This window comes from Ligilactobacillus equi DSM 15833 = JCM 10991 (assembly GCF_000615765.1).
Lineage (GTDB): Bacteria > Bacillota > Bacilli > Lactobacillales > Lactobacillaceae > Ligilactobacillus > Ligilactobacillus equi.
This window is the reverse complement of sequence record NZ_BAMI01000027.1, coordinates 1-21,569: the sequence shown is the minus strand read 5'-3', so window position 1 is coordinate 21,569 and position 21,569 is coordinate 1. Positions and strand designations below refer to the sequence as shown.

At 37.2% G+C, this 21,569-nt stretch carries 20 protein-coding genes, 4 pseudogenes and 1 riboswitch; of the genes and pseudogenes, 11 read left to right on the top strand and 13 right to left on the bottom strand.

Annotation, left to right across the window (positions count from 1 at the left end):
• Positions 1 to 20: 20 nt before the first annotated feature.
• From JCM10991_RS13090 to JCM10991_RS06900, 9 genes and pseudogenes are all read right to left on the bottom strand, one after another.
• A pseudogene (locus tag JCM10991_RS13090) lies at positions 21 to 562 on the bottom strand (folate family ECF transporter S component).
• Between the two features lie 67 nt (positions 563 to 629).
• Positions 630 to 726: riboswitch (THF riboswitch) on the bottom strand.
• Between the two features lie 78 nt (positions 727 to 804).
• Positions 805 to 1,604, bottom strand: a pseudogene (locus JCM10991_RS13085) (metal ABC transporter permease).
• A gap of 7 nt (positions 1,605 to 1,611) precedes the next feature.
• Positions 1,612 to 2,262, bottom strand: coding sequence for an ATP-binding cassette domain-containing protein (locus JCM10991_RS06930; protein ID WP_025020951.1), 651 nt, complete (start codon positions 2,260 to 2,262; stop codon positions 1,612 to 1,614).
• Between the two features lie 57 nt (positions 2,263 to 2,319).
• A complete protein-coding gene (locus JCM10991_RS06925; protein ID WP_025020950.1) occupies positions 2,320 to 3,180 on the bottom strand; it encodes a metal ABC transporter solute-binding protein, Zn/Mn family in 861 nt (286 codons plus the stop codon).
• Between the two features lie 186 nt (positions 3,181 to 3,366).
• Positions 3,367 to 3,543 (bottom strand): hypothetical protein, encoded by a 177-nt coding sequence (locus JCM10991_RS15180; protein WP_155889596.1) that lies wholly within the window; start codon positions 3,541 to 3,543, stop codon positions 3,367 to 3,369.
• Positions 3,525 to 4,301, bottom strand: coding sequence for a LysR family transcriptional regulator (locus JCM10991_RS06915; protein ID WP_025020949.1), 777 nt, complete (start codon positions 4,299 to 4,301; stop codon positions 3,525 to 3,527). The genes JCM10991_RS15180 and JCM10991_RS06915 overlap by 19 nt, the downstream gene beginning before the upstream one ends.
• 697 nt (positions 4,302 to 4,998) lie before the next feature.
• Positions 4,999 to 5,652, bottom strand: a complete 654-nt coding sequence (locus tag JCM10991_RS06910) for a histidine phosphatase family protein (protein WP_025020948.1) — start codon at positions 5,650 to 5,652, stop codon at positions 4,999 to 5,001.
• A 3-nt stretch (positions 5,653 to 5,655) separates the two neighbouring features.
• Positions 5,656 to 6,612 (bottom strand): 1-phosphofructokinase family hexose kinase, encoded by a 957-nt coding sequence (locus JCM10991_RS06905; RefSeq protein WP_025020947.1) that lies wholly within the window; start codon positions 6,610 to 6,612, stop codon positions 5,656 to 5,658.
• 20 nt (positions 6,613 to 6,632) lie between these two features.
• Positions 6,633 to 7,385, bottom strand: coding sequence for a DeoR/GlpR family DNA-binding transcription regulator (locus JCM10991_RS06900; protein WP_025020946.1), 753 nt, complete (start codon positions 7,383 to 7,385; stop codon positions 6,633 to 6,635).
• A gap of 183 nt (positions 7,386 to 7,568) precedes the next feature.
• Here JCM10991_RS06900 and JCM10991_RS06895 point away from each other — a divergent pair, with 183 nt between their 5' ends.
• The 7 genes and pseudogenes from JCM10991_RS06895 (at position 7,569) to JCM10991_RS06865 (ending at position 12,497) form a co-directional block, all read left to right on the top strand.
• Complete coding sequence (locus tag JCM10991_RS06895; RefSeq protein ID WP_025020945.1) at positions 7,569 to 8,030, top strand: PTS sugar transporter subunit IIA; 462 nt, start codon at positions 7,569 to 7,571, stop codon at positions 8,028 to 8,030.
• 14 nt (positions 8,031 to 8,044) lie between these two features.
• Positions 8,045 to 8,368: a PTS sugar transporter subunit IIB gene (locus JCM10991_RS06890; protein WP_025020944.1), complete on the top strand. Its 324-nt coding sequence runs from the start codon at positions 8,045 to 8,047 to the stop codon at positions 8,366 to 8,368.
• 44 nt (positions 8,369 to 8,412) lie between these two features.
• Positions 8,413 to 9,771 carry a PTS galactitol transporter subunit IIC gene (locus tag JCM10991_RS06885; RefSeq protein ID WP_025020943.1) on the top strand — a complete coding sequence of 453 codons (1,359 nt, stop codon included), beginning with the start codon at positions 8,413 to 8,415 and terminating at the stop codon, positions 9,769 to 9,771.
• A 24-nt stretch (positions 9,772 to 9,795) separates the two neighbouring features.
• Positions 9,796 to 10,020, top strand: coding sequence for a hypothetical protein (locus tag JCM10991_RS13080; protein WP_035188298.1), 225 nt, complete (start codon positions 9,796 to 9,798; stop codon positions 10,018 to 10,020).
• 19 nt (positions 10,021 to 10,039) lie between these two features.
• A pseudogene (locus tag JCM10991_RS13075) lies at positions 10,040 to 10,809 on the top strand (class II aldolase/adducin family protein).
• A gap of 99 nt (positions 10,810 to 10,908) precedes the next feature.
• On the top strand, positions 10,909 to 11,568 hold the full coding sequence (gene rpe, locus JCM10991_RS06870) for a ribulose-phosphate 3-epimerase (protein WP_025020942.1): 660 nt from the start codon (positions 10,909 to 10,911) through the stop codon (positions 11,566 to 11,568).
• A gap of 80 nt (positions 11,569 to 11,648) precedes the next feature.
• A complete protein-coding gene (locus tag JCM10991_RS06865) occupies positions 11,649 to 12,497 on the top strand; it encodes a Cof-type HAD-IIB family hydrolase (protein WP_035188295.1) in 849 nt (282 codons plus the stop codon).
• Positions 12,498 to 12,606: 109 nt separating this feature from the next.
• On the opposite strand, the gene JCM10991_RS06860 is transcribed toward JCM10991_RS06865, so the two are convergent.
• Positions 12,607 to 14,235 (bottom strand): peptide ABC transporter substrate-binding protein, encoded by a 1,629-nt coding sequence (locus JCM10991_RS06860; protein ID WP_025020940.1) that lies wholly within the window; start codon positions 14,233 to 14,235, stop codon positions 12,607 to 12,609.
• A gap of 16 nt (positions 14,236 to 14,251) precedes the next feature.
• Positions 14,252 to 15,150, bottom strand: a pseudogene (locus tag JCM10991_RS13070) (proline iminopeptidase-family hydrolase).
• A gap of 531 nt (positions 15,151 to 15,681) precedes the next feature.
• Here JCM10991_RS13070 and JCM10991_RS06850 point away from each other — a divergent pair.
• Positions 15,682 to 16,185 carry a hypothetical protein gene (locus JCM10991_RS06850; protein ID WP_025020939.1) on the top strand — a complete coding sequence of 168 codons (504 nt, stop codon included), beginning with the start codon at positions 15,682 to 15,684 and terminating at the stop codon, positions 16,183 to 16,185.
• Positions 16,186 to 16,237: 52 nt separating this feature from the next.
• Here JCM10991_RS06850 and JCM10991_RS15175 read toward each other — a convergent pair whose 3' ends face one another.
• Positions 16,238 to 16,414, bottom strand: coding sequence for a hypothetical protein (locus JCM10991_RS15175; protein ID WP_023859976.1), 177 nt, complete (start codon positions 16,412 to 16,414; stop codon positions 16,238 to 16,240).
• A gap of 211 nt (positions 16,415 to 16,625) precedes the next feature.
• On the opposite strand from JCM10991_RS15175, the gene JCM10991_RS06840 reads away from it, so the two are divergent.
• The gene (locus JCM10991_RS06840) at positions 16,626 to 17,306 is read left to right on the top strand and encodes a type 1 glutamine amidotransferase (protein ID WP_023859977.1); all 681 of its coding nucleotides are present in this window, start codon (positions 16,626 to 16,628) and stop codon (positions 17,304 to 17,306) included.
• Positions 17,307 to 17,313: 7 nt separating this feature from the next.
• Positions 17,314 to 18,318, top strand: a complete 1,005-nt coding sequence (locus JCM10991_RS06835) for a DNA/RNA non-specific endonuclease (protein ID WP_025020938.1) — start codon at positions 17,314 to 17,316, stop codon at positions 18,316 to 18,318.
• Between the two features lie 41 nt (positions 18,319 to 18,359).
• Here the strand turns inward: JCM10991_RS06835 and JCM10991_RS06830 are convergent, their stop codons facing one another.
• Complete coding sequence (locus JCM10991_RS06830; RefSeq protein ID WP_023859979.1) at positions 18,360 to 19,001, bottom strand: histidine phosphatase family protein; 642 nt, start codon at positions 18,999 to 19,001, stop codon at positions 18,360 to 18,362.
• Positions 19,002 to 19,157: 156 nt separating this feature from the next.
• On the opposite strand from JCM10991_RS06830, the gene helD reads away from it, so the two are divergent.
• Positions 19,158 to 21,452 carry an RNA polymerase recycling motor HelD gene (gene helD / locus JCM10991_RS06825; protein ID WP_025020937.1) on the top strand — a complete coding sequence of 765 codons (2,295 nt, stop codon included), beginning with the start codon at positions 19,158 to 19,160 and terminating at the stop codon, positions 21,450 to 21,452.
• Positions 21,453 to 21,569 lie beyond the last annotated feature (117 nt).

The window sequence follows — 21,569 nt, the reverse complement described above, 5'->3', positions numbered from 1 at the left end:
TTGGTATGACGGGTTCTATTTTAATAGCCTGATTTTTGTTGTAAGTTTAAGCGACTAACAGCGCGTAAGACCAGGAATAAAATGATGGCTTCAATAGGCCAAGAGATAACTTCCTTGGGTAAACGGACGGTTAGTAACTGTATAAAGGGTGTCGTGTATAAAATGTTAATCCACAAGGTTGTGAAGAACACATTGGTCACGAGAATTTGCACAAATTCATAAGCGAAAAGACGCTTGAGGCTGACTTTTTGCTGGTACAAAATCATACCTGCGATGACACCAGAGACAAAGGCTGAAAAGGTAAAGCCTAGGAAAAAGGTCGAGCCTGAAGAAAAAATGGTGTTAGCGATTAGATCTTTAACCACCATGCAACTCCGCCCCACCAAGGACCTAGAAAGTAACCAATCATGCCAGTGGCGATAAAGCCGAGGCTGATTTTAAAGACGGTGTCGGACCCTACAGATAGTTTCCCTAATACTACGTTTAAGGCGATTAAGAGTGCAGCCAAGGTTAAGGTCCGAACATTCATTTGTGGCCCTTTAAAAGATAAGAATTTTGTCATTGTAACATCTCCCAAAAAAATTAATTTTTGTGGGGGAGACCAAGCACCAAAAAATTTATGCAATTATGATGGTGAATGCGAAAACCAAACGTCGGTCATGGACCATTCTGCCTATGTTCACATTCCGTTCCATAGGCCCGTTACGCAAGGCTTCCTACCCCTACGGAGAATAATATACCATAGTACATAATTAATTTCTAGCTAAAGTTAGACGCAAAAAAAGCCCCCAGGTGGGGACTGAATTATTTATGTTGATTATTACGGTATTCCTTGAGAATGGCTGAGCCATAAATTAAAGCTTCAATAACCGTGATAAAAAAGGAGACGGGTAAATCAGTTAAATAGCTAAGGTAAAGGCCTAACCAAATTCCAAAAAGTGCAAACCCGGTAGCCAAACTAATCATCTTTCCCATGGTGTGGGTGTAGTATTTGGCGGCGGATGCTGGGATGGTTAGGAGGACAAAAATTAAAAGTGAACCCACAATTTGAGCTGCCACACTGATGGTTAATGCTAGGAGTACTAGGAAGATAATCGAAATTAAACGGTTATAGCGTTGGTTATATTCGCTTCCTTGACCGTCAAAGGAGTTATAAGCTAAAGGTCGAAACATGAGGGAAACAACTAATAATAAAATCACTGAAAGACCCACTAGAGTGTAAAGCGAACTTTCATTAATACCGACAATGCTCCCAAATAAAATACTAGTGGCATAGCTAGATTGTTTATCTGATAAAGATAAAAAGAGAATCCCTAGTCCCAAAAAGAGTCCGGAAAAAACACTGATAGAGCTTCGCGCCGCCCCACCTTTTCACCGGAAAGACCAATTAAGATGGCACTAGCGGAGGTGAATAGTAACATGCCTGCTAAGGGTGAGATTCCGAGGAAGACTCCAAAAGAGGCTCCAGAGAAACCAATTTCTGAGAGGGTGTGGGTGAAAAATGAGGTTTGACGCGCTACCACGAAGACGCCCATCACCCCACAAATTAGGGCAATAAAGATACCAGCAATAAAGGCATAGCGCATAAAATCATAAGTAAACATTGCTTAATTATCCTTTCTTAGTAACCGTGGCCGTGTGATTATCCAGGTTTAATTCGTAGTCAGCATAAGCTGCAATTAACTCAGGATCATGGGTGATAAAGAGAATGGTTAAGTTCCGGTCAGCCATGATTTGCTTGAGTAATTTGAGTAATTCGTGCTTACTAGAACGGTCTAAACTAGCGGTGGCTTCATCTAGAATTAAAAGACTAGGATCAGCACAGAGGGCTTGGGCGAGGTAGGCGCGTTGTTTTTCCCCACCTGAAGCATGCCCTAAAGGTTGGTTAGCAATTTTAGTTAAGTTGGTCTCAGCTAAGACTTGTTCAAGTTTAACCTTCATTGCTTGATTAAGCCAAGGCCAAAAATGGTACTTAAAGCCTAATTGGACAAAGCTACGGATACTAAGGGGATAGTCATCATCAATGTTACGTAGTTGCGGTACATATTGGACTTGGCTCCGTTTAAGGTGACAAGTTGTGTGGCTCGTATAGTTGAGGTCAAGGTCACGTAGGAGGTGCTTAACCAGAGTTGTTTTACCGACACCGTTTTCTCCGGTAATACAAGTTAGGGCATTAGCTGGTAATTCGAAGTTAAGATTTTCAAAGAGGCGACGATGAGCCACCTCAATAGTCAAATTGGTAACTTTTAGTAACGTAGACATGTGGGTTCCTTTCAGAATGCAAAAGCCGCAAACATCTGCGGATATTTGCGGGTGCATTTAGTTATTTTGGATTTTTTGGACTTGTTTAAATTCTTGTGTCATCCATTGGACGTAGGTTTTACCTTTGGGTTTGGTTTCCGTAACTTTAACAATTGGCACGTCATTTTCTTGACACAATTTAGCCATGTTGTCGATAACCTTACTATCAGACTGAGTATTTTGGACAAAGAAGGCAATTTGCTTCTTATTAATCATAGTTTGCAACTTTTTAATGTCAGAGTAGGAAGGGTCGCTTTCATCTTCCGTAGCTTTAGCAAAGTGTTTGTTGGCTACTTTATATTCCATAGAAGTTAAAGCATAGTCAAAGACAGGTTCACTAACCGCTACTTTTTGTCCTTTAGCTTGCTTAGCGATGTTTGTTTCTAAAGTGGTAAGCTGCTTCAATTCTTTGATGTAGGCTTGAGCATTTTTTTGGTAGTAGTCAGCGTTTTTAGCGTCTTTTTTACTGAAGTAAGTGGCTAACTTTTCCGTTAAGGAAATCATAGCGGGCACATCATACCAAATGTGTTCATTGTCGCCATCTTTTTTTCCAACTAGGGAAGCAACAGCGAGGTATTTCTTGCCATTAAGTTTCTTAACCCAACTATCATAACCGATACCGTTGTAAATGACAAGGTCAGCTTGAGCTACTTGCTTAGCAGTTTTAGTGGTTGGCTCAAAGTCATGGGGGTCAGTACTAGGATTATTAATGATTGAAGTTACCTTTCCCTTGGAACCAAGGACTTCTTGGGCGACTTCGCCATAGAAGTCAGTTGTGGTAATAACCTGAGTTTTAGCAGCTTGGGCAGAAGCATTAAGACTTAGACCAAAGCATATAGTAACAATTAAACTTAAAGCTAAAGATAATTTTTTCAACATTTTTAACTCCTCTAAAAATTTATCTACGTGATTCGTAATGATTACTTTTTAAAGATTAAAGGAGAAAAAAACCTTTGTCAAGCGGTTGAGACAAAGGTCAAAAGTAATTACGATTTAGACATTTAAATAGATGCGTTGATTTAGACTTTAATGGTTACCATTACGATTTAAAAAAATAATTAATTTTTATTTAAGCAAGGCGGGACCGATTCCTTTGGCTAAACGGATGAAAGCTTTCATTTGGGAAGTTAAATCCACGGTATCCTTGTAAGCCACCACCAAAGTATAGCTGAGTTTGTCAGCTGGTAGTTGATAGATATTAACCGCCTCAGTATCAATTAAATTTAAGACAGATTGAGGCATAATCGAAGCCCTAAGCCCCGTTCGACTAATTTAGCGATTGTTGGTAAGCTGTTAGATTGAAGAATATTATCAGGGATAATTCCTTGCCCAGCTAAGGTGGTCGTTACCTGTCTTTGAAAACCAACATTTTCTTTAGCACTGATATAGGGAAACTCTCTAAGGAAAGGTTCAATTTGACCAATTGTTTTGATTTTTTTCATAGCTTGTCCAGCGACGAATTTGGGATGGCGGTAAGGGATAACTAAACAGGCTGGTTCAGTCGCTAAAGTTTCATAATGAATGTCGGGCTGGTAGATAGGTAAGATTCCCACATATAAATCGAGATTTTCTCTGATAAGACGATTTTCGTGGTTTTCTGAAGTATCTTCGTAGATGGTAAGTTTTACGTCTTCATAAACATTATGATACTGAGGTAAAAGCAAGGGCAAAATTTTTTGCCCTAGAGATTGGGTTACTCCAATAGACAGTTGTCCATGATTGGAACTTGACATTCGTTGTAAATCACGGTAAACAGCAGCGTATTGAGTGGTTAAGCGCTTTAAATTCGAGAGGTAAAATTCTCCAGCCTCAGTCAAACGAATGGGGTGGTGGCGCCGATCAATTAGAGTAACGCCTAAGGAATCTTCTTGCTGCTTAATCTTCTTGCTGAGGGAAGGCTGCGAAATAAAAAGGTATTCGGCGGCCTTGCTGAGACTGCCAAAGCGGACCACGGCTTCTAAAATCTTAATAAAATTTTGATCGGCTTCAAATGAGCGCATAAAAACAGTCCTTTCTAAATAAAATTCGATACAAGTAGTTTAACTTTATTATGCCTTTCTTAGCATAACCTTGCAAGGTAAAAGTGACTGAAAGGGGTTAAAAAATTAAAATATGATTCTAGTTTTATGTTTTTGTCTAAAAATAGTCACTATATTATTGCAGGAGAATACTAAAAAATTAAATCGTCAAGCATCAATTATAACAGCTATTTTTCATGAATCTTAGTATTTTAGTGATATTTATTTAATTATCTCAATTACTCTAGTATAAAGCAGATATGGTATAAATATATCCAGTTAGGTTACAATAAGTTTCCTATCTAGAATTTTCACGCACAAAAGATATATCTATATGAAAGATACTTAATACTGGTTAAAGCAATCAAAGAAAACTCAAGAAGTTACTTGTTGAGAATATATTGAAGGGTGTACTGTCAAAAAAGGTCAGGATAGCTGAGTCGAAGTTATATTGAAAACCAGGCATCAATCTTTATTATCAGGAACACTATGAGATTGTGCATACTAGATGATAGGGATTGAGGAATATCAGAGGTTGGTTAGGCAAAGAATGGTGTTTAACGAATAGTTACAAAATCCCTTTGACTTGCTTAGTCGAAGGGATTTTGGTTATATGATTAATTAAATTTAGTGGTATGTGTAAAGATGACAATTTCTGTAATCCAACCTATCATTTGAGTTAGAATGTCTTATTGTAAAATTCAACAGTGGGTTTAGAATCTTTAAACACTAATTTAGTGACTGAACCATTTTTAGGCTCAATATTTTTGTCGATACCATTTCCATATTTTTTAACTAGACTAAAAATTAGCGTACCATGACATACAACAAGAACTTTTTCTTTATTTTTAACTGAGGAGCTAATTAAATTAAAGCTTTTGTTAATTCTCGTCCAAAAATCTTCAGCATTTTCAGCCAATTTTGTTGGATCAGCACTTTTGGTCATATTACGAACATTATCAATACCATATTCAGACACAAGATCAAGGAACTTGGTTTGTCCATATGGAAGACCGATAATCCTCCATGTTTCATCAATATTATGTCCTTCAAAATAACCGTAGCATTGTTCCCTGAACAAAGAGCTTGGTTTTATTGAATTTTGGGGTATATTACATAATTCAGTTATTTTTTTACAAGTATTGTAGGCTCTACTTGTATCACTACAGTATACTTTAGAAAATTCTAAATTTTCTTTTTTTAACAACTGTCCAGCTTCTACGGCATCTTGAATACCTTTTTCTGTTAATGGTGAATCTGACCAACCTTGCATACGATGAGAAAGGTTGAGCAACGTTTGTCCATGTCTAATGTAATATACTTCGTATTCCATAGTTTATTCTCCAATCATTGAAATTTCTACATTATCGTATGAGTTTTTAAAATCTTCTATATCAATAAAACCAGTTTTAATATTCAATGCATTAGCTGTACCGGCGGCAGAACCATACTTAATAATTTCTTTTTCATCTTTCTGCATATCAATTGCAGATAACAAACCACCAACAGTAGAGTCACCAGATCCTTGTGTATTGACAGCGTTTATTTTAGGAAACGTTATTTTATAAAAAGAATGATTATATTTAACAAGTGATCCCTGTGAACCTAATGAAACAAAAATAATTGGAATTTTTGACAATAAGTCATTTTTTTCAATTTTAGCCTTTAGTATTTTAACATCAGTAGTTACAGAAATACCGAGTAAATTAGCAATTTCAACTTCATTGGGTTTGATTATATTGGGAAGATACTTAGAATTTAAACAAGTTTTCAATGCATCTCCAGATGTATCGAGTAATACCTTCACGTCTTTATTTATAGAGCGAATATCCTTTATTAATCTATTGTAAAAATCAGAAGGGCAGTTGGTTGGTAAACTACCATTAAGAGAAATAATAGATACCTTTTCATTAGAAAGAATTTCTCTAATGTTGTTTGTAATTAGAGAAATTGTTTTTGTTTCAATGGGGTAACCATATTCATTAATTTCAGTTTTGTTGTTATTTTTATCAAGAATAACGTAACAATTTCTCGTTTCATTTTTTACTTTAATGAATTTCGGTGTAAATTTATCGATAGAAGTTTCATTTTCTATATATTGACCATTCTGGCCACCAATTACTCCCATCGCAATAGTATCTGTACCTAGAATTGATGATACACGTGCCGCGTTTATTCCTTTCCCACCAACCATTTTTGATACTAACTCTACTCTATTCAAATTTCCTGGTGATAAGGTGCTTAATTTATAAAGATAATCAACAGAGGGATTCATAGTTAAAGTAATAATCATAATAAACTTCCTTTCACATTCTATTTAATTTCAATATATTGAGAGTATTTTTTTTTGACTTCTGCATCCCAATCATCGTCACTGACAAGAAAGTCAAAAGAATCCAGATTAGAAAAAGTAATCACATCTAAATTACCAATTTTTGAAGTATCAGCCACGATAATTTTCTTATTTGAGCACATCATTGCAGTAGACTGGATACTTCCTTGCTGGGAATTACTAGTAGTTACTTTATTTTCACTAATACCATTTGTTGAACATAAAGCATAATCAATGTTAATGCTATTAAATGAGTTTTCTGCAATTTCTCCTAGGAATTCACCTGTTTTCTTGTACAGTTCTCCAGCAGTTAAAATGACTCTATTATCATATTCTAATAATGCTTGAAAGGCAGGATAACTATTTGTAATAAATGTTAACTCTTTCTTTACTAGATAAGGAATTGCTAGTAATAGTGTGGTTCCTGCACCAAGAAATATAGTTGATTTATCTGGAATAAGCTTACCAAGTTTTTTCCCAATTTCTTCTTTTTTTCCTATATTTCGCAACATTTTCTCATCAGTTGAAAATTCAATATGTTTTTGAGGTTCTTCTATAATGGAAGCTCCGCCATGTTCACGAATTAATTTTCCTTGTTGCTCTAACTCTTTTAAATCTCTCCGAATGGTAACCTCAGATACGCCTATAGTTGACGCAATTTCAGAGGTAGACATTGTTCCACCGTTTAAATTGATGATATCTATTATTTTATTTAAACGAACATTTTTAATCATCTTTGGACACCTCTCTTATATTTTTTATATTCTAATATATGTCTTTTATTATAATATAACAAAGTTAAACGTTCAAGTTCGTAAATAAAAAATCAAAAATAATCAAAAAAAGGATTGTTTTTTTTTTTGATTATAATAAAGTATGTAAGCGGAAACAAATGAAATTTAAAAGGAGATGATTTTATGATTAAGGATATGTTTGATGTTGATTTAATTGACTTAAATGTATTAGTTTCTGATGAAGCACAACTCTTTGATTTAGTCGGAATGCGGGCTATTGAAGGGGGTGTAGCAGAACTGGGGTACATTACTGGACTTGAAAAGCGAGAATTATCCTATCCAACGGGACTTCAATTTCCAGAGATTTCGGTTGCTTTACCACATGTAGATAGTAAATATATCAAAAAACCATTTATCTATATTGCACGAAATAAGGAAGTACTTAATGTTAAGCAAATGGGCGACGCAGCGGATATGTCAACTCGTGACTTCCTTTTCTTGGGTATAAAGGAAGGTTCTAAGCAACCTCAGTTATTAGCAAGTATGATGGCTGCCTTTCAGGATAGTGCATTTGTAGAAAAATTTAAGAATGCTGATACAAAAGAAAAAATGTATGAATTAGTTACAGAAACTTTTAAAGATTAACGAGGTGTTTAATTATGAAAACTATTTTAGTTTGTTGTGGTTCAGGTGTTGCAACTAGTCCCCAAGTATCAAATAAATTGAATGAATACTTAGCATCTGTTGGATTAGATGGGTATGCTAAGGCTACCCCAAAGCCAATTGAAACGGCTAAGTCTACTATCGAAAACGATCCTAGCGTTATTATTTATGTTGGAATTGCACCGGCTGATGCAGAGCTTCAAGAAACGCTTGATGAAAATGATGTTGTCGGAATGGTGGGTTTACCTTGGTTAACAGGAATGGGCCAAGATGAAGCAAATGAAAAAGTAAAGGAGGTTGTTGAAAAACATAAAATATAATTCTTATGCTTTTTTAATATTACTAAAATCTCGAGGTGATAAATATGAATTGGAATGACATAGTGCAAGCAGTTCTTGGTGTTGGATCTACAGTTCTTATCCCAATATTCATTGCTATTTTAGGTTTAATATTTGGTATGAAACTATCTAAGGCATTACTTTCAGGATTGTATTTAGGTACTGGTTTCATTGGGATGAGTTTAGCTATCAATCAGTTGACTGCAGCTGTAAGTCCAGCAGCTAAGGCTTTGGCGAAGAATACAGGTATTAATTTACCCGTTGTTGACTTTGGTTGGACTGGTGCATCTGCTATTACATGGGCTTGGCCATTGGCATTTGCATTTTTTGCCATTGAATTAGGCATTAACTTAATTATGTTACTAGGTAAAATGACAAAAACTTTGAATGCAGATATGTGGAATGTTTGGGGAATTGCATTAACTGGTTACATTGTTTACCAATTCTCTGGGAACATGTTATGGGGATTTATTGTAGCTGGTATTCAAGTTGTTATTTCTTTGAAGCTCGGTGATATGTGGTCTGAGGAAATCAAAGATATGCTGGGTTACGAAGGGGTAACTGTTACCCACATCGAAACTTTTACTGCTGTTATTATGAGTCCCATTAACAAAGTGATGGACTTTATTCCAGTGTTTAATAAAGAATGGGATGCCGACTCTTTAAAGCGTAAAATCGGTATCCTAAGTGAGCCAGTTGTTATGGGTGCCATTATTGGATTATTACTTGGCCTTGTTGGGCGATATGGTATTGCAAATTCACTGAACCTTGCTGTAACAACAGGTGCGGTTATGGCTATTTTCCCAGTTATGGCTAAATTCTTCATGGATGCTTTAACCCCGTTCGGTACTACGATGAGCGATTTTATGAAGAAGCATGTCAAAGGTCGTGAGTTTGTTATTGGCCTTGACTGGCCAATTTTAGGACAAAGTACTGAATTATGGGTAACTATGGTTCTCTTGATTCCTATTTCAATTGTGTTTGCGGCTATCTTACCAGGCAATGAAATTTTACCATTAGCTGGTGTTATTAACTACTGTCTTGGTGTGGGTGGTTTACTCTTAACCGGTGGTAACTTATTACGTATGATTGTTTTAGGAATCATTTATGAGCCATTGTTCTTATACGGGTCGACATACTTTGCAGGTATCTTTACAAAATTAGCAAAGAGTACGGGAGCCATTAAGGTTCCTTCTGGTTCAGAAGTTTCATGGAGTTCTATTGAAGCACCAGATTTTAGATTCCTAGCATCATGGGCTGGTCGTGGTAATATTTGGGCAATTATTGGTTTTGTCGCTTTACTTACCTTGTTTGCATTACTTTACCTTAGATTCCAAAAAGAACCAATTCCAGCAAATAAGTACAAGAAATTGGAAGAAAAGTAAACTTTATTAGGGGGGAAGATTGTTATGACAAAGACTAGGCAGTTTTGGACATTTATTAGTTTCTTAACATTTCTACTATTCGTAATGGCAATTTTTACGAAAATGTATTGGGTAAATATTTTTGTCATTATCCTAGGATTATTAGTAAATAAAAAAGGTAGTAACGTTCTTTTCCCTGGCTATTTAGAGAAAAAAAGAAAAGCAAAAAAACAGTTGAAAGAGTTACGTGAATTAAAAAAGAAATATTAAAAAGAGAGGTTGTTACACTATGAAGTTTCCAGCAGGTCGAATTCCTTTTGAATATGAACGTGAAGATTTAGCAAGAGTTGTTAGAACAGTCATGGAAAGACGTGATACTAATATTGTTGGTGGTAATATCAGTATTCGTGTGAAAGATGAAGAAGGTAAGGAATACTATGTAATGACACCAACGATGATGTCAGAAGCATATTTGGGGCATCTAACTGCGGACCAAATCTTAGTTATCGAACCTCACACTAGAAAAGTTATTTCAGGTAACGGAAAAGTTACTCGTGAAATTAATATGCATGAAGCGATTTATGATGTAAATCCTGACATTAAATGTGTCTTCCACTCCCATGCTGATCAATCAATGTTTTGGGCAACAACAGGTTTAAATATGCCTAACTTGACAGAAGCTACTCAAAAGTTAAAAGAAATTAGAACATTAGAGTGGCACCCAATGTGTTCTGAAGAATTAGCAGAATATGTATCTAATGAAGTTAAGAAACTTGGAGATAAAGCATTACGTAACGGATTTTTACTTAATTCCCATGGTACATTATTTACTTCAGGTGGTAAAGATATGGACCTGTTACGGCTTTACACAAGTCTCTTGCGGATGTTGACATTACGGAATGGAATTCCAAAGTTGCATTGGAACAAACAAAATTACAACGTGATGGTGCATTAGATGGTTACTATTCTGAGGGTGTAAAGATTGGTACTTGGGAAGATGTTAAGGCTGGTAAGGCATTATATAACCATGTAACTACACAAAATAAAAATGGTGATTAATTTATTTACCTCTATGACCGTAAATAAAAATTAATGACTAATATAACTACCATATTTTCTGATATTATGGTAGTTATTTTGTTATGAAAGGAAATAATTATGAGTAAAATTAACTTATGTCCATCAATGATGTGTGCGGACTTTACTAAGTTAGACTTAGAAATTCAAGATTTAGAACAAGCAGGTGTAGATTTACTCCATATGGATATTATGGATGGAAATTTTGTCCCCAATTTTGCACTTGGATTGGAAGACTATATTAGTGTTAATAGACTTACCCACTTACCACTTGACGCACACTTAATGATTGAAAATCCTATTAGGCATGTTAAATTGTTTGCTGAAGCAGGTGCTCAGATAATATATATTCATCCTGAAGCAGATAGATTTCCACTAACAACTTTAGAAAAAATAAAAGATTATGGTTGCAAGGCAGGAATTGCTATAAACCCCGAAACATCTATAGAAATGGTTTCAGAACTACTTCCACATATAGATGGAGTTATAATAATGACAGTAAATCCCGGATTTGCTGGTCAAAGATTTATTGAGAGTATGGACAAAAAGATTAAGCAAGTTTGTGCACTAAGGAAAGAAAATGAGTTTACGTTTGAAATAGGCCTTGATGGAAATATCTCTCCACAGAGGATAAAAAAATATAAGAATATAGGCATTAATAATTTTGTATTAGGAACATCCGCCATTTTTGGTAAGGAACAGTCATATGCAGAAATTGTGACTGAATTACGGAATTTGTAAGATGATGTGGGAATAGTTTAGATAATGTCATATCTATAGATTGTAATGTAGGGATCCATCAAAAAAAGGAGTGCTTAATCATGTCAAATATAAAATTAATAGCCATTGATATAGATGGAACATTGATAACTGATGATAGAAGATTATTACCCACTACAGTTGATGCCATTAAACAAGCGACACAAAAGGGGATTAAAGTGGCGCTTATTACTGGGCGCCCTTTAGTTAGTACGCAACAGTATTTAGAACAGTTAGGTTTATCCAATCAAGATGATCAGTATGTAGCAATTTTTCATGGAGGGATGATTACATCTACTAGTGGTAAAATAGTTGCTAAAAATACTATTAACTTTGAAGATATAGCTAAAATTGAAAAATTCAGTCACACAGCAATACAAGGCCAGAGAATATTTATGATGGCACAAACAGCAGAAGACGCATACACTACAGATTCTGATATAAATTTGTATGCTACGCTTGAATCTTATAAGAATAAATTACCAATACACTATAGGACTTTTGAGCAACTTCAAGAACTATCTCAAAAAAAGGATTTTCTAAAGTTAATGTTTGCTGCAGAGCCACAAGTTATCGAAAAATTGCAAAGTAATATTCCTAAGGAATATTATGAAAACTTGAGTATTACTAGATCTGAACCATATTATATTGATTTTGTAAGTAAAAGTGTCAACAAGGGTTGGGCTATAAATCAAATTAGTAAAAAGTTAGACATTAAACCAGAGGAAACTATGGCAATCGGAGATTCTGACCCAGATATTCCAATGATAAAATATGCCGGAATTGGGGTAGCGGTTAAAGAATCAACACCTAAGTTGTTAGAGGTTGCTGATGTAATTACTGAAAGTAATAATGGTGATGGGGTAGGAAAAGCAATACTGAGATTTGTTATCAATCGAAGTAAGAGATAAGTTTTGTAATTTAAAAACCTTAAGAAATTACGTTTCCAAAAACGTTAATCTCTTAAGGTTTTTACTATGGCTATTTTTAAAATTTATTAGAGAGTTAGGTTATCTCCTTCTATTTATTAAAGTATGCACGAGTGTAATCTGTTTCACCAACTGTGTGGTAAAGAACACCCTTTAATTTAGGATTAACCAAGTAGCTTTCAGTCATAGTATATAAAGGTACAACTGGCATGTCACCATTCAATTGCTTTTGAGCATTACGCATGTTAGTCCAAAAGGCCTTTTCATTGTTACCATTGACTTTAGCTTGAGTAAGTTGATCATCATAAGCAGTACTATTGTACTTCCCATAGTTCTGTGGGTTAGTTGAAGTTAAAACATCAAAATCACTCACCGGATTAGCAAAATCAGCTAGCCAAAGTGTGTATTGCATATCAAATTTACCACTACTTACTCGGTCGCTTGCGTTCTTATTTGGCACTGATGTTACGCTAACCTTTGCACCCTTAAAATTAGTCTCAACTTGTGATTGAACAAATTGACCGATATTTTTAGATACCGTTTGGTCATCAGTTACCATTGTCAATGTCACTTCAGACTTGCCTAACTCCTTCAAACCTTCTTGCCACAACTTCTTCGCCTTAGCCACATTATGCGTTTCACTTGGTTTCATTTCTGTAGCAAAGTCTTTACCAGTTGTTGGGTCTTTGGCCAATCCTGGAGCAACATACGTATCTGCAGCCTTAGATCCGTCGCTAAGAACCTTGTTAGCTAATTGATTACGGTTCAAGACAAGATACAGTGCTTGACGTAATTTCTGGTTACTAAAGGTTTTATTTTGTTCCAGGTTTAATCGTAAGTAGTAGGTTCCTGCTCGTCTGACGTGGTGCAAGTTTTTATCATTTTGTAAACCTTGAGCCGTTGTTCCCGTTACTTGTGCTTCGTCAAGCTTATTTTCTTGGAACAATTGGTGAGCTGTATTAGAGTCCTTAACTACTTGCATAGCAATTTTCTTTAAATGAACTTGGTCTTTAGCGTAGTAATGGCTATTACGCGTTAAAGTCCATTTTTCGTTGGTTCCTGTCCATCCTTTAACTTGGAAAGCCCCGTTATATGCTAAACGTGAACTATTGGTTCCGTATTTATCACCATACTTCTTCACATACTTAGTGTTTTGGGGGAAGAATGCTGGTAAAACCATCATTTTATTGAAGTAAGGCATTGGGTATTCTAGCTCAACTTGTAAGGTATGTTTATCTAATGCTTTAACCCCTAATTCAGATGCTGGTAAGCTCCCGTTAGAAATCTTGGTTGCATTCTTAATTCCTGTAAAGATGTAGTTGTAACCAGATTTAGCTGTTGGAGCAGCGGAACGTCTCCAAGAAGTCACAAAATCTTGCGCAGTAACGGGGTCACCATTTGACCACTTAGCATTCTTACGTAGGTGATAGGTATAGGTCTTCCCGCCATTTGTTGGTTTAACTACCTTGTTGGCCATAGCTGGAATTAACTCTCCATCTTTATTTGCTCGATACATACCTTCCATGGATTGTTCGAAAACATTCCATTGTGCCAAGTTGGCCATGTTAGAATTATCCAAGGAAAGAATATCACTCGTTTGCATTAAATATAAGGTTTGATTCTTTTCAGCCGTTTCTTGTTTATTAGATGAACAAGCAGCTAATAAGCTAGCACTTGCACTAACGACAAGCGCTGATAATAACATTTTCTTTAACTTCATAAGCTTTCCTCCCTAATTAAGCACCTTTAAAGGTACCATCTTCGACTTCAGCTAAGAATTGGTATAACGTCTTGAAAAAGGCTGCTGGATTATCCTCGTTGTGACAGTGACCACCATCCGGAGTCAATACCAAACGTGAATTTGGTAGGGTATCTTGCATACGACGGGCCGCATCTAATGGCATCGTATCAAATTCCCCAAAGGTTAAGAGCGTTGGCATTTCCAACTTATGTAAGTCAGCACGCCGATCCCAACCGTTTAAAGTCCCAACCATCACAAATTCATTATTACCTTGGAAATGATTGTAAACAGCGCTGCCATAGTACTAATCATGTGCTTAACTTTAGGATGCCGAGTCACATAAAGCGAATATAACTTGTCCAAAAGCTGTTGATACATTGGATCGTCAAAATTTTCTTCGGCTTCAACATCACGCATGTATTTAACTTCTAGTTCGGAAAAGAGGTCTTCTCTAAGTTTGTTAACATGCGGTGTGTATTCCTCGATATTATCAATCATTGACATCAATACCAACCCTTTGAGATGTTGGCCATATTTCAAGGCATATTCTTGTGCTAAAAGTCCTCCCCAGGAATGGCCAAGAAGATAGAAATCATCCAAACCTAGTTTTTGCCGAACTTCTTCAAGTTCTTCAAGATAATAGTCTAGGGTCAAAAAGTGCCGGTTTTCTTCTTTACTGAAATCAGGTTGGTCAGAATAAAAAGAACCTAATTGGTCATATGTATAAACTTCGACACCTTTGTCAGTAAGGTTTTGAGCAAAGTTTTCAAATTCTTCATGATTACCCCCAGGACCGCCGTGAACACAAAGAAGCTTTACAGGGCCCTCACCCTCTTTACGTGAAAATAAATGGTAGCCGTTGTCTAATGTCAATAATGTTGTTCCTTGATTCATAGTAATCACCTCATAATAATTTTCAAAAAATTAAATAGCAATTAAAAACGCCCTACAAGGACTAAATCCTCATAGGGCGTTTCCGCGGTACCACCTATTTTTCGCCAACTAAATAACAGTCAGCCTTTGTCACGTGCGGCCCAAAGCTGTACTTTGGGCGATACGTCAGTACTATAGAGGGTACAACCTGAAGACACTCATCGCATCTTCCGCTCAAAGGTGATTTTCGTGAAACTTCCGTACAATTCCTTTTCACCAACCAGGAACTCTCTGCGTGCGTGGAAATAACCTACTCCCCTTCTCATTGCCGTTTAACTTTATATTAATTGTTTATAATCATAACACCATAATCTTAAATGTCAACCATCTTTTTAAAATTTTATTCGGGCTACTAACATTCATATTTATTTCTCGAATTTAACTAGCATAACACACAAAGTTAACATGAATTTCTTGACGTGGAAAGAGGGACAGATTATGATTAAGCATGTAATTAGATGAAGGAAATTAAGAAAGTTAAAGGGAAGAAACATGAAACTTAAAAAAATTAGTTTATTATATTTGCCTATTTTGACCTTAAGTTTGGTTTTGGGGGCTTGTGGTTCTGACCAAGCCCAGGATCAATCTTCTGCCACTAGCTCAACGGCTAAGGTGGTAGCAAAGGCTAAGAGTTCTAATAATAGCCAGGTTACAACTAAAACCAATAACAGTACTAGTATGACCAGTGCTAGCAATTCCGCTACAAGTCAAAGTAGTTCTAGTGCTAGTCAGGTTACCAGTGAAAGTGAGACCGCTGCTACTTCTTCAAGTCAGGTAACTGGTGTCATGCAATATGCACCGCAAGCTTTAGCTAAGGCGGCCAAAGACAACAATTTAGACAGTTCAGAACTATATGTTACCGCTGATGGTGATATTTTATCGGTGCACGAAAACCATGCTAAAATGATTGAAAACGGCAAGGACGTTGATCCTAGTGTTAACCCTGTCATTGCGGCTTATACTGTTTCAAATGGTCAATTAGTTTCAGCTTACTAAACGTAAAAAGTCCACTGCCGAACCGAGCAGTGGACTTTTTTGGGGATATTAATTAACGCGTATAGTATTTTTCTTTAGAAACAACCCACTGTTGTGGTACAGCTTGATCGAGGGTTTGCCCGTAGTTAGCCGCAACAAAACGTTCGTAGTTTTTTGCTTGTACGTGGGCTTCTTTTTCTTTTTGGGATGGGTTAGTGGTTTTGGGATTACGTAAGATAAAGTTAAACATGGTCAATTCCTCCTTGCTTTTTCTTTTTCACTTGCATTATAACATGCAAAAGATAGCGTTTTCATTATCTTTGTGATAAGGTTTGTTAAAAATGTCATGGGCGAAATTTAAGAAAAAAATAGGATTCTGAGGAAGCGCTCATAATGTTAAGTGAACGATAAAGTGGTAAAATAAAAGTTAACGAAATCGTTTTTACGAAAAGAGGTCCAAAATGAGAATTAATGTATTACAGCATACTCCTAACGAGGGTCCCGGAGCAATCGCAGATTGGGCCCACCAACATGGTCACGAACTTTACATTTACCATCCAGCAACAATGGGAACTAAGTTGCCTAAAGCCGCAAATACTGATTTGTTAGTATTATTAGGTGGCCCCCAAAGTGTTGAAGACCATGATGATTGGATTTTAGAAGAAAGAGCTTTAATTGCTAATATGATGGAAGTGGGCAAACCAGTTTTGGGAATTTGTTTTGGGATGCAACAAATTGGTAAAGTTATGGGAGCTCAGATTGTTAAGGGCCGTAAGGAGGCCGGCTGGGGAATGATTGAGCGCCAAGATGAAGTTATCCCAGGTCTTCCGATTGCTTTGACGGCCTTTCACTGGCATCAAGAGCAATGCTACTTTGAATTACCGGCTATTCGCCAAATTAAAACCTTCTATAATAACGAGCACACTGCTCAACAAGCAATCATGGTAGGAGATAATGTGGTCGGTCTACAATTCCATCTGGAAGTTTTACCTGATGATATTCGCGAAATTGTGCTTAACGATGGAAATTTTCTAAAGGATACGGTATACCCTCAATATCCTGATGAATTAATGGCTTACCCTATCCCTAAAGCTAACATCGAGCTATTATATAAAATTTTAGATTATATTGTTAAAAGGTAGGTAGATTGTGGTGGAAACAGAACGTTTTAACCAACTTTTGGCGGAGGAAGCCGAGCTTAGTCAACAGATTGAGAGTTTGAAGGCTGAACTGGTAGCTAAACAGAAACAAAGACAGGCCGAGATTGATGCGTTGATTCGCCAAGAAGTTTTGGATTTTCTTGGCATGGAAGTCCAAGAAGTTCAAACGCCAACAGATGTAGCAAAAGTTACACAACGCTTACAGGCGCTTAAAGAAGAAAAACAATCAGTATCTAAGCCAAAGGTCTTAGAAAATAGTTTTGAAGCTCCATTGAAACTTAAAGCACCGCAAAAAAATCAGCAACATGACCTGGAAAAGATGAGTGCTAATCAGCCGGAAGAAGGCGAGTATGCTCATATTTCCCAAGAAGTTTCTAACCGCGCACGTTCAACGGTTACGGATAACATTCAAAAGCAATATAACTTAGATGGTGATAAGTTATTTTTCGATAATCAGAGTAATATTTTTATCTGCAATGAAAATAAGACTCGTTTGGCTTTCACGCAACCCAAAACCAAAAATATGCCGGCTTTACGCGTTGATAATAAACAAAGGCCGATTAAGGCTAGTATGTGGTTGGTAAAAAGTAACTTACCACGTCTTAGTAATAAGGGTCCAATTACCACCGATCCGTTGGGTTTTGCCCCTGGTTTAACGCGGGGACACTTGATTGCCCGAAGTATGTTCAATGATAAGATTTTAAAAACCAAGGCAAACAAGCGCACCAATCTTACGCCACAAACACGCTGGTCGAATGCGGTCTTACAAGCTGAAATTGAAAAGGAAGTCTTAAAGGCCGTTAGGAAGTACGATAATGTGCGTTATCAGGTTGAACCCATGTATCATGCAGATAATGAGGTTATTCCACGGTGTTACCACATTCAAGCGCGGAGCCAAAATGGCAAATTCAAACTGAATGTGGTGATTCCTAATATCGAACCGGGGTATCGTCTTAGTTATGTGACTGGAAAAATGACTCCGGTGGAAGAATAAAATTTGCAACAAAAAAACGTCCAAACTGGGACGTTTTTTTATTAGTGGTTGTAAAATTCTAAGTTAACTTGGTCATCACTGATACTGAATTTAGTAATCGAACCGTTGCGTGGGCCGATAGTAATATCAGTTTCGGGAGCAAAGCGGTGAACTAGACTCCGGATAGTCGTACCGTGACTAACGATAACAATATTTTGACCGTCGTGTGTTTGTTGGCGTAGTTTAGCCAAACCAAGGTCAATGCGTGCTTGGAAGTCGGCATCATTTTCAGCATCGTTGAAGGGATCGGCTTCCTTGGCAAAGTTGCGAGCTTCTTCAATGGAGTAAGTGGTAATTAATTCTTTAAATGTACGACAACCGTGCGGACCGCCAATCATCATCCAAGCATTACCAGAATCAGCTCCTTCAAAGTAGCCATAACCTTGTTCACGAAATTCAGGCATAACAGCTGGCGTTGGTGTTTCATGCTTGTTTTGGGCTAAAAGGTTAAGACAGGTATTTTGAGCCCGCATAGTATCACTGTGGAAGGCATGGTCAAATTTGATTTCAGCAAGTTTTTGACCGACTTCTTTAGCATCAGCTAAGCCCTTAGCTGTTAAAGGTGAGTCACACCAACCTTGCATGCGGTTGTATTTATTTAAAATTGTTTGTCCGTGACGGATAAAGTAAACATTAAAAGCCATGTTAGTTCCTTTCTTATGTCAAATTCACTTTCATTGTAGCACGGATACCGTTTAGTTTGTAGCCTAAGAGTATGAAGTCTTTTGATTGAAAGCGAGTTGGAAAACATGCTAAAATAGAATACTGAAAATTTGAAGACAGGGGGCTTACGTTAAGTTATGGCCACAATTAAAGAAACAGAACAAAAACGGATGGACGCAGTCGTTGCTAAAATTAAAGAAGCACAAGTTAAGGAAGGCAAAACGGTTGCGAAGGTTGAAGCTGATAGCAAGACTATCAAGGACGATTTTTCCAAGAATGTCCGCCTTAAAACGTCAACTTATTCGGGTATGATGGAAACGGCTTTGACTGTCCGGCAACAACAACAATTACTCCAGGAAAGAGAAAGTAACTTAAACCAAGCCAAACGTCGTCTTGAAACCTTGGAACGCTTGGAACACAAGCCTTACTTTGCACGCATTGACTTCACCGAAGAAGGTGAGAGTAAGGAAGTGGCTTATATCGGTTTAGGGACTTTTTCTGATGGGCCTGATAATTTCTTGGTTTATGACTGGCGAGCGCCTATCTCCAGTATTTATTATGATGGTCAAGGTTTAGGTGAAGTAACTTACCTGACTCCAGATGGCGAACGCAAAGTTAATCTGGAATTAAAACGGCAATTTATGGTGGAAGATGGCCAAATTTTGACGGTTTTTGATACCGATGAAACCTTGGGTGACCAAATGTTATTGGAAGTCTTGGGGGAAGATTCTGATATTAAGATGAAGAGTATCGTAACCACCATCCAAAGAGAACAAAATAAAATCATCCGGGATACTAAATCTGACTTACTCTTTGTTCAAGGGGCCGCTGGTTCTGGGAAGACTTCTGCGGTCTTACAAAGAGTAGCCTACTTACTTTACCAATATCGGGGGAAATTAAAGTCTAGCCAAGTGATTTTATTCTCACCTAACCAATTGTTTAATGACTATATTGACCAAGTGTTACCTGAAATGGGGGAACACAATATGGTTCAAATGACCTTTTATCAATACAGTCAACGGCGGGTACCTAATTTACGGGTCGAAACCCTTCAAGAACGATTTGAAAAAGTGGAAGCACCAGCGACGCAAAAAATTCAAAAGCTAAAAGATAGCCTCGAATTCTTTAAAGCTACCACCCGCTATGCGCGTAGTTTAGAAACGCAAGGTTTGCGGGTACGGCCAATCAAGTTAAACGGTGAAGTTTTCTTTTCCAAAGAGACCATCAAGGATATTTATTACAGTTTTAACGAAAACTATCACCTCAAGGTGCGCTTATCAGCGACCCGCGAAGCCTTGATTAAAAAGCTTAACAAGCGAATTAATAAGGCAGCGCGTTCTGAACGGGTCCAAGAAGCCATTCAAGGTTTAAGTAAGCAACAATTAGACCAACTTTATGGTGACCACTCCCGTAACTTTAAGAGTGGGGATGCTGAAATGGACTTTTTGGGCCGGCAATTTGTCATGCGCGAATTTAGCACAGTGCACAAAAAGATTATTAAGAACCAATTCCTCAGCCCTCGGATGCAATATTTGGCTTTTCTAAAGGCGGTGCCACGCTTAGTTAATCTCGCTAAATATGAAGTCAGTCTTGCAGAATGGCAAGCGCATGTAGAAGCTGTTAAGGCAGACTTTAAAGAAAAGAAAGTTTCTCTGGGAGATGTAACAGCCTTTCTTTACCTCTTTGATTTAGTATGTGGCCGTCGGGGAGAAACGGAAATGCGCCACGTCTTCGTTGATGAAATTCAAGACTACACGGCCTACCAATTAGCCTATCTAAAATTCTCCTTCCCAAATGCCAAGTTTACCTTGTTAGGGGATTTGAACCAAGCTATCTTTACTGGAGAGAACAGCCACAGCTTGTTAAAAGAGCTTGGGACTATGTTTGATAAGGAAAAGACAAGTGTTGTGCAATTAACCAAGTCTTACCGTTCTACCCAACAAATTACCGACTTTACCAAAGAGGTCTTAATTAATGGTGAGGCGGTCACAGCCTTCGAACGTGCGGGAGAAAAACCAGTCATTTTCCAAACTGATAGTCAAGCAGCGATGCTAAGTAAAGCAGTTCAACAGTTGGCTACTAACGACCAAGAAAAATTGACGACGGCGATTATTGGGAAGACTTTGGCGGAATGTGAAACCATTACAGCGGAACTTAAAGCTCAAGGACAAGAGGTAACCTTAATTCGCACAGAAAACCAACGTTTGGTACCTGGAACTTTGGTGGTTCCATCTTACCTCGCTAAAGGTTTAGAATTCGATGCGATTATTATGTGGGATGCTAACGCCCAAAATTACGGTGACGACAGCCAAAGACAATTAGTTTACACGATTTGTTCACGGGCAATGCACCGCTTAACGATCTTGTGCCACGGCCAATTATCTCCACTCTTTGCCAATGTCAACCCTGACCACTACCAACTAAGTGAATAAGCTCTAGATGGTTAGGGACTTGCGAATGTGTGCAAAACAAAAACCGCAAGCTAGGGGTGCTTGCGGCTTTTTAGGGGAGAAGTATTATGAAAAGTTATATGTGTTATTAGCTTATGG

Coding starts and splice junctions, on each gene's coding strand:
- JCM10991_RS06930 (WP_025020951.1), bottom strand. CDS start 2,262: ATGTCTACGTTACTAAAAGTTACCAATTTGACTATTGAGGTGGCTCAT.
- JCM10991_RS06925 (WP_025020950.1), bottom strand. CDS start 3,180: ATGTTGAAAAAATTATCTTTAGCTTTAAGTTTAATTGTTACTATATGC.
- JCM10991_RS15180 (WP_155889596.1), bottom strand. CDS start 3,543: ATGCCTCAATCTGTCTTAAATTTAATTGATACTGAGGCGGTTAATATC.
- JCM10991_RS06915 (WP_025020949.1), bottom strand. CDS start 4,301: ATGCGCTCATTTGAAGCCGATCAAAATTTTATTAAGATTTTAGAAGCC.
- JCM10991_RS06910 (WP_025020948.1), bottom strand. CDS start 5,652: ATGGAATACGAAGTATATTACATTAGACATGGACAAACGTTGCTCAAC.
- JCM10991_RS06905 (WP_025020947.1), bottom strand. CDS start 6,612: ATGATTATTACTTTAACTATGAATCCCTCTGTTGATTATCTTTATAAA.
- JCM10991_RS06900 (WP_025020946.1), bottom strand. CDS start 7,385: ATGATTAAAAATGTTCGTTTAAATAAAATAATAGATATCATCAATTTA.
- JCM10991_RS06895 (WP_025020945.1), top strand. CDS start 7,569: ATGATTAAGGATATGTTTGATGTTGATTTAATTGACTTAAATGTATTA.
- JCM10991_RS06890 (WP_025020944.1), top strand. CDS start 8,045: ATGAAAACTATTTTAGTTTGTTGTGGTTCAGGTGTTGCAACTAGTCCC.
- JCM10991_RS06885 (WP_025020943.1), top strand. CDS start 8,413: ATGAATTGGAATGACATAGTGCAAGCAGTTCTTGGTGTTGGATCTACA.
- JCM10991_RS13080 (WP_035188298.1), top strand. CDS start 9,796: ATGACAAAGACTAGGCAGTTTTGGACATTTATTAGTTTCTTAACATTT.
- rpe (WP_025020942.1), top strand. CDS start 10,909: ATGAGTAAAATTAACTTATGTCCATCAATGATGTGTGCGGACTTTACT.
- JCM10991_RS06865 (WP_035188295.1), top strand. CDS start 11,649: ATGTCAAATATAAAATTAATAGCCATTGATATAGATGGAACATTGATA.
- JCM10991_RS06860 (WP_025020940.1), bottom strand. CDS start 14,235: ATGAAGTTAAAGAAAATGTTATTATCAGCGCTTGTCGTTAGTGCAAGT.
- JCM10991_RS06850 (WP_025020939.1), top strand. CDS start 15,682: ATGAAACTTAAAAAAATTAGTTTATTATATTTGCCTATTTTGACCTTA.
- JCM10991_RS15175 (WP_023859976.1), bottom strand. CDS start 16,414: ATGTTTAACTTTATCTTACGTAATCCCAAAACCACTAACCCATCCCAA.
- JCM10991_RS06840 (WP_023859977.1), top strand. CDS start 16,626: ATGAGAATTAATGTATTACAGCATACTCCTAACGAGGGTCCCGGAGCA.
- JCM10991_RS06830 (WP_023859979.1), bottom strand. CDS start 19,001: ATGGCTTTTAATGTTTACTTTATCCGTCACGGACAAACAATTTTAAAT.
- helD (WP_025020937.1), top strand. CDS start 19,158: ATGGCCACAATTAAAGAAACAGAACAAAAACGGATGGACGCAGTCGTT.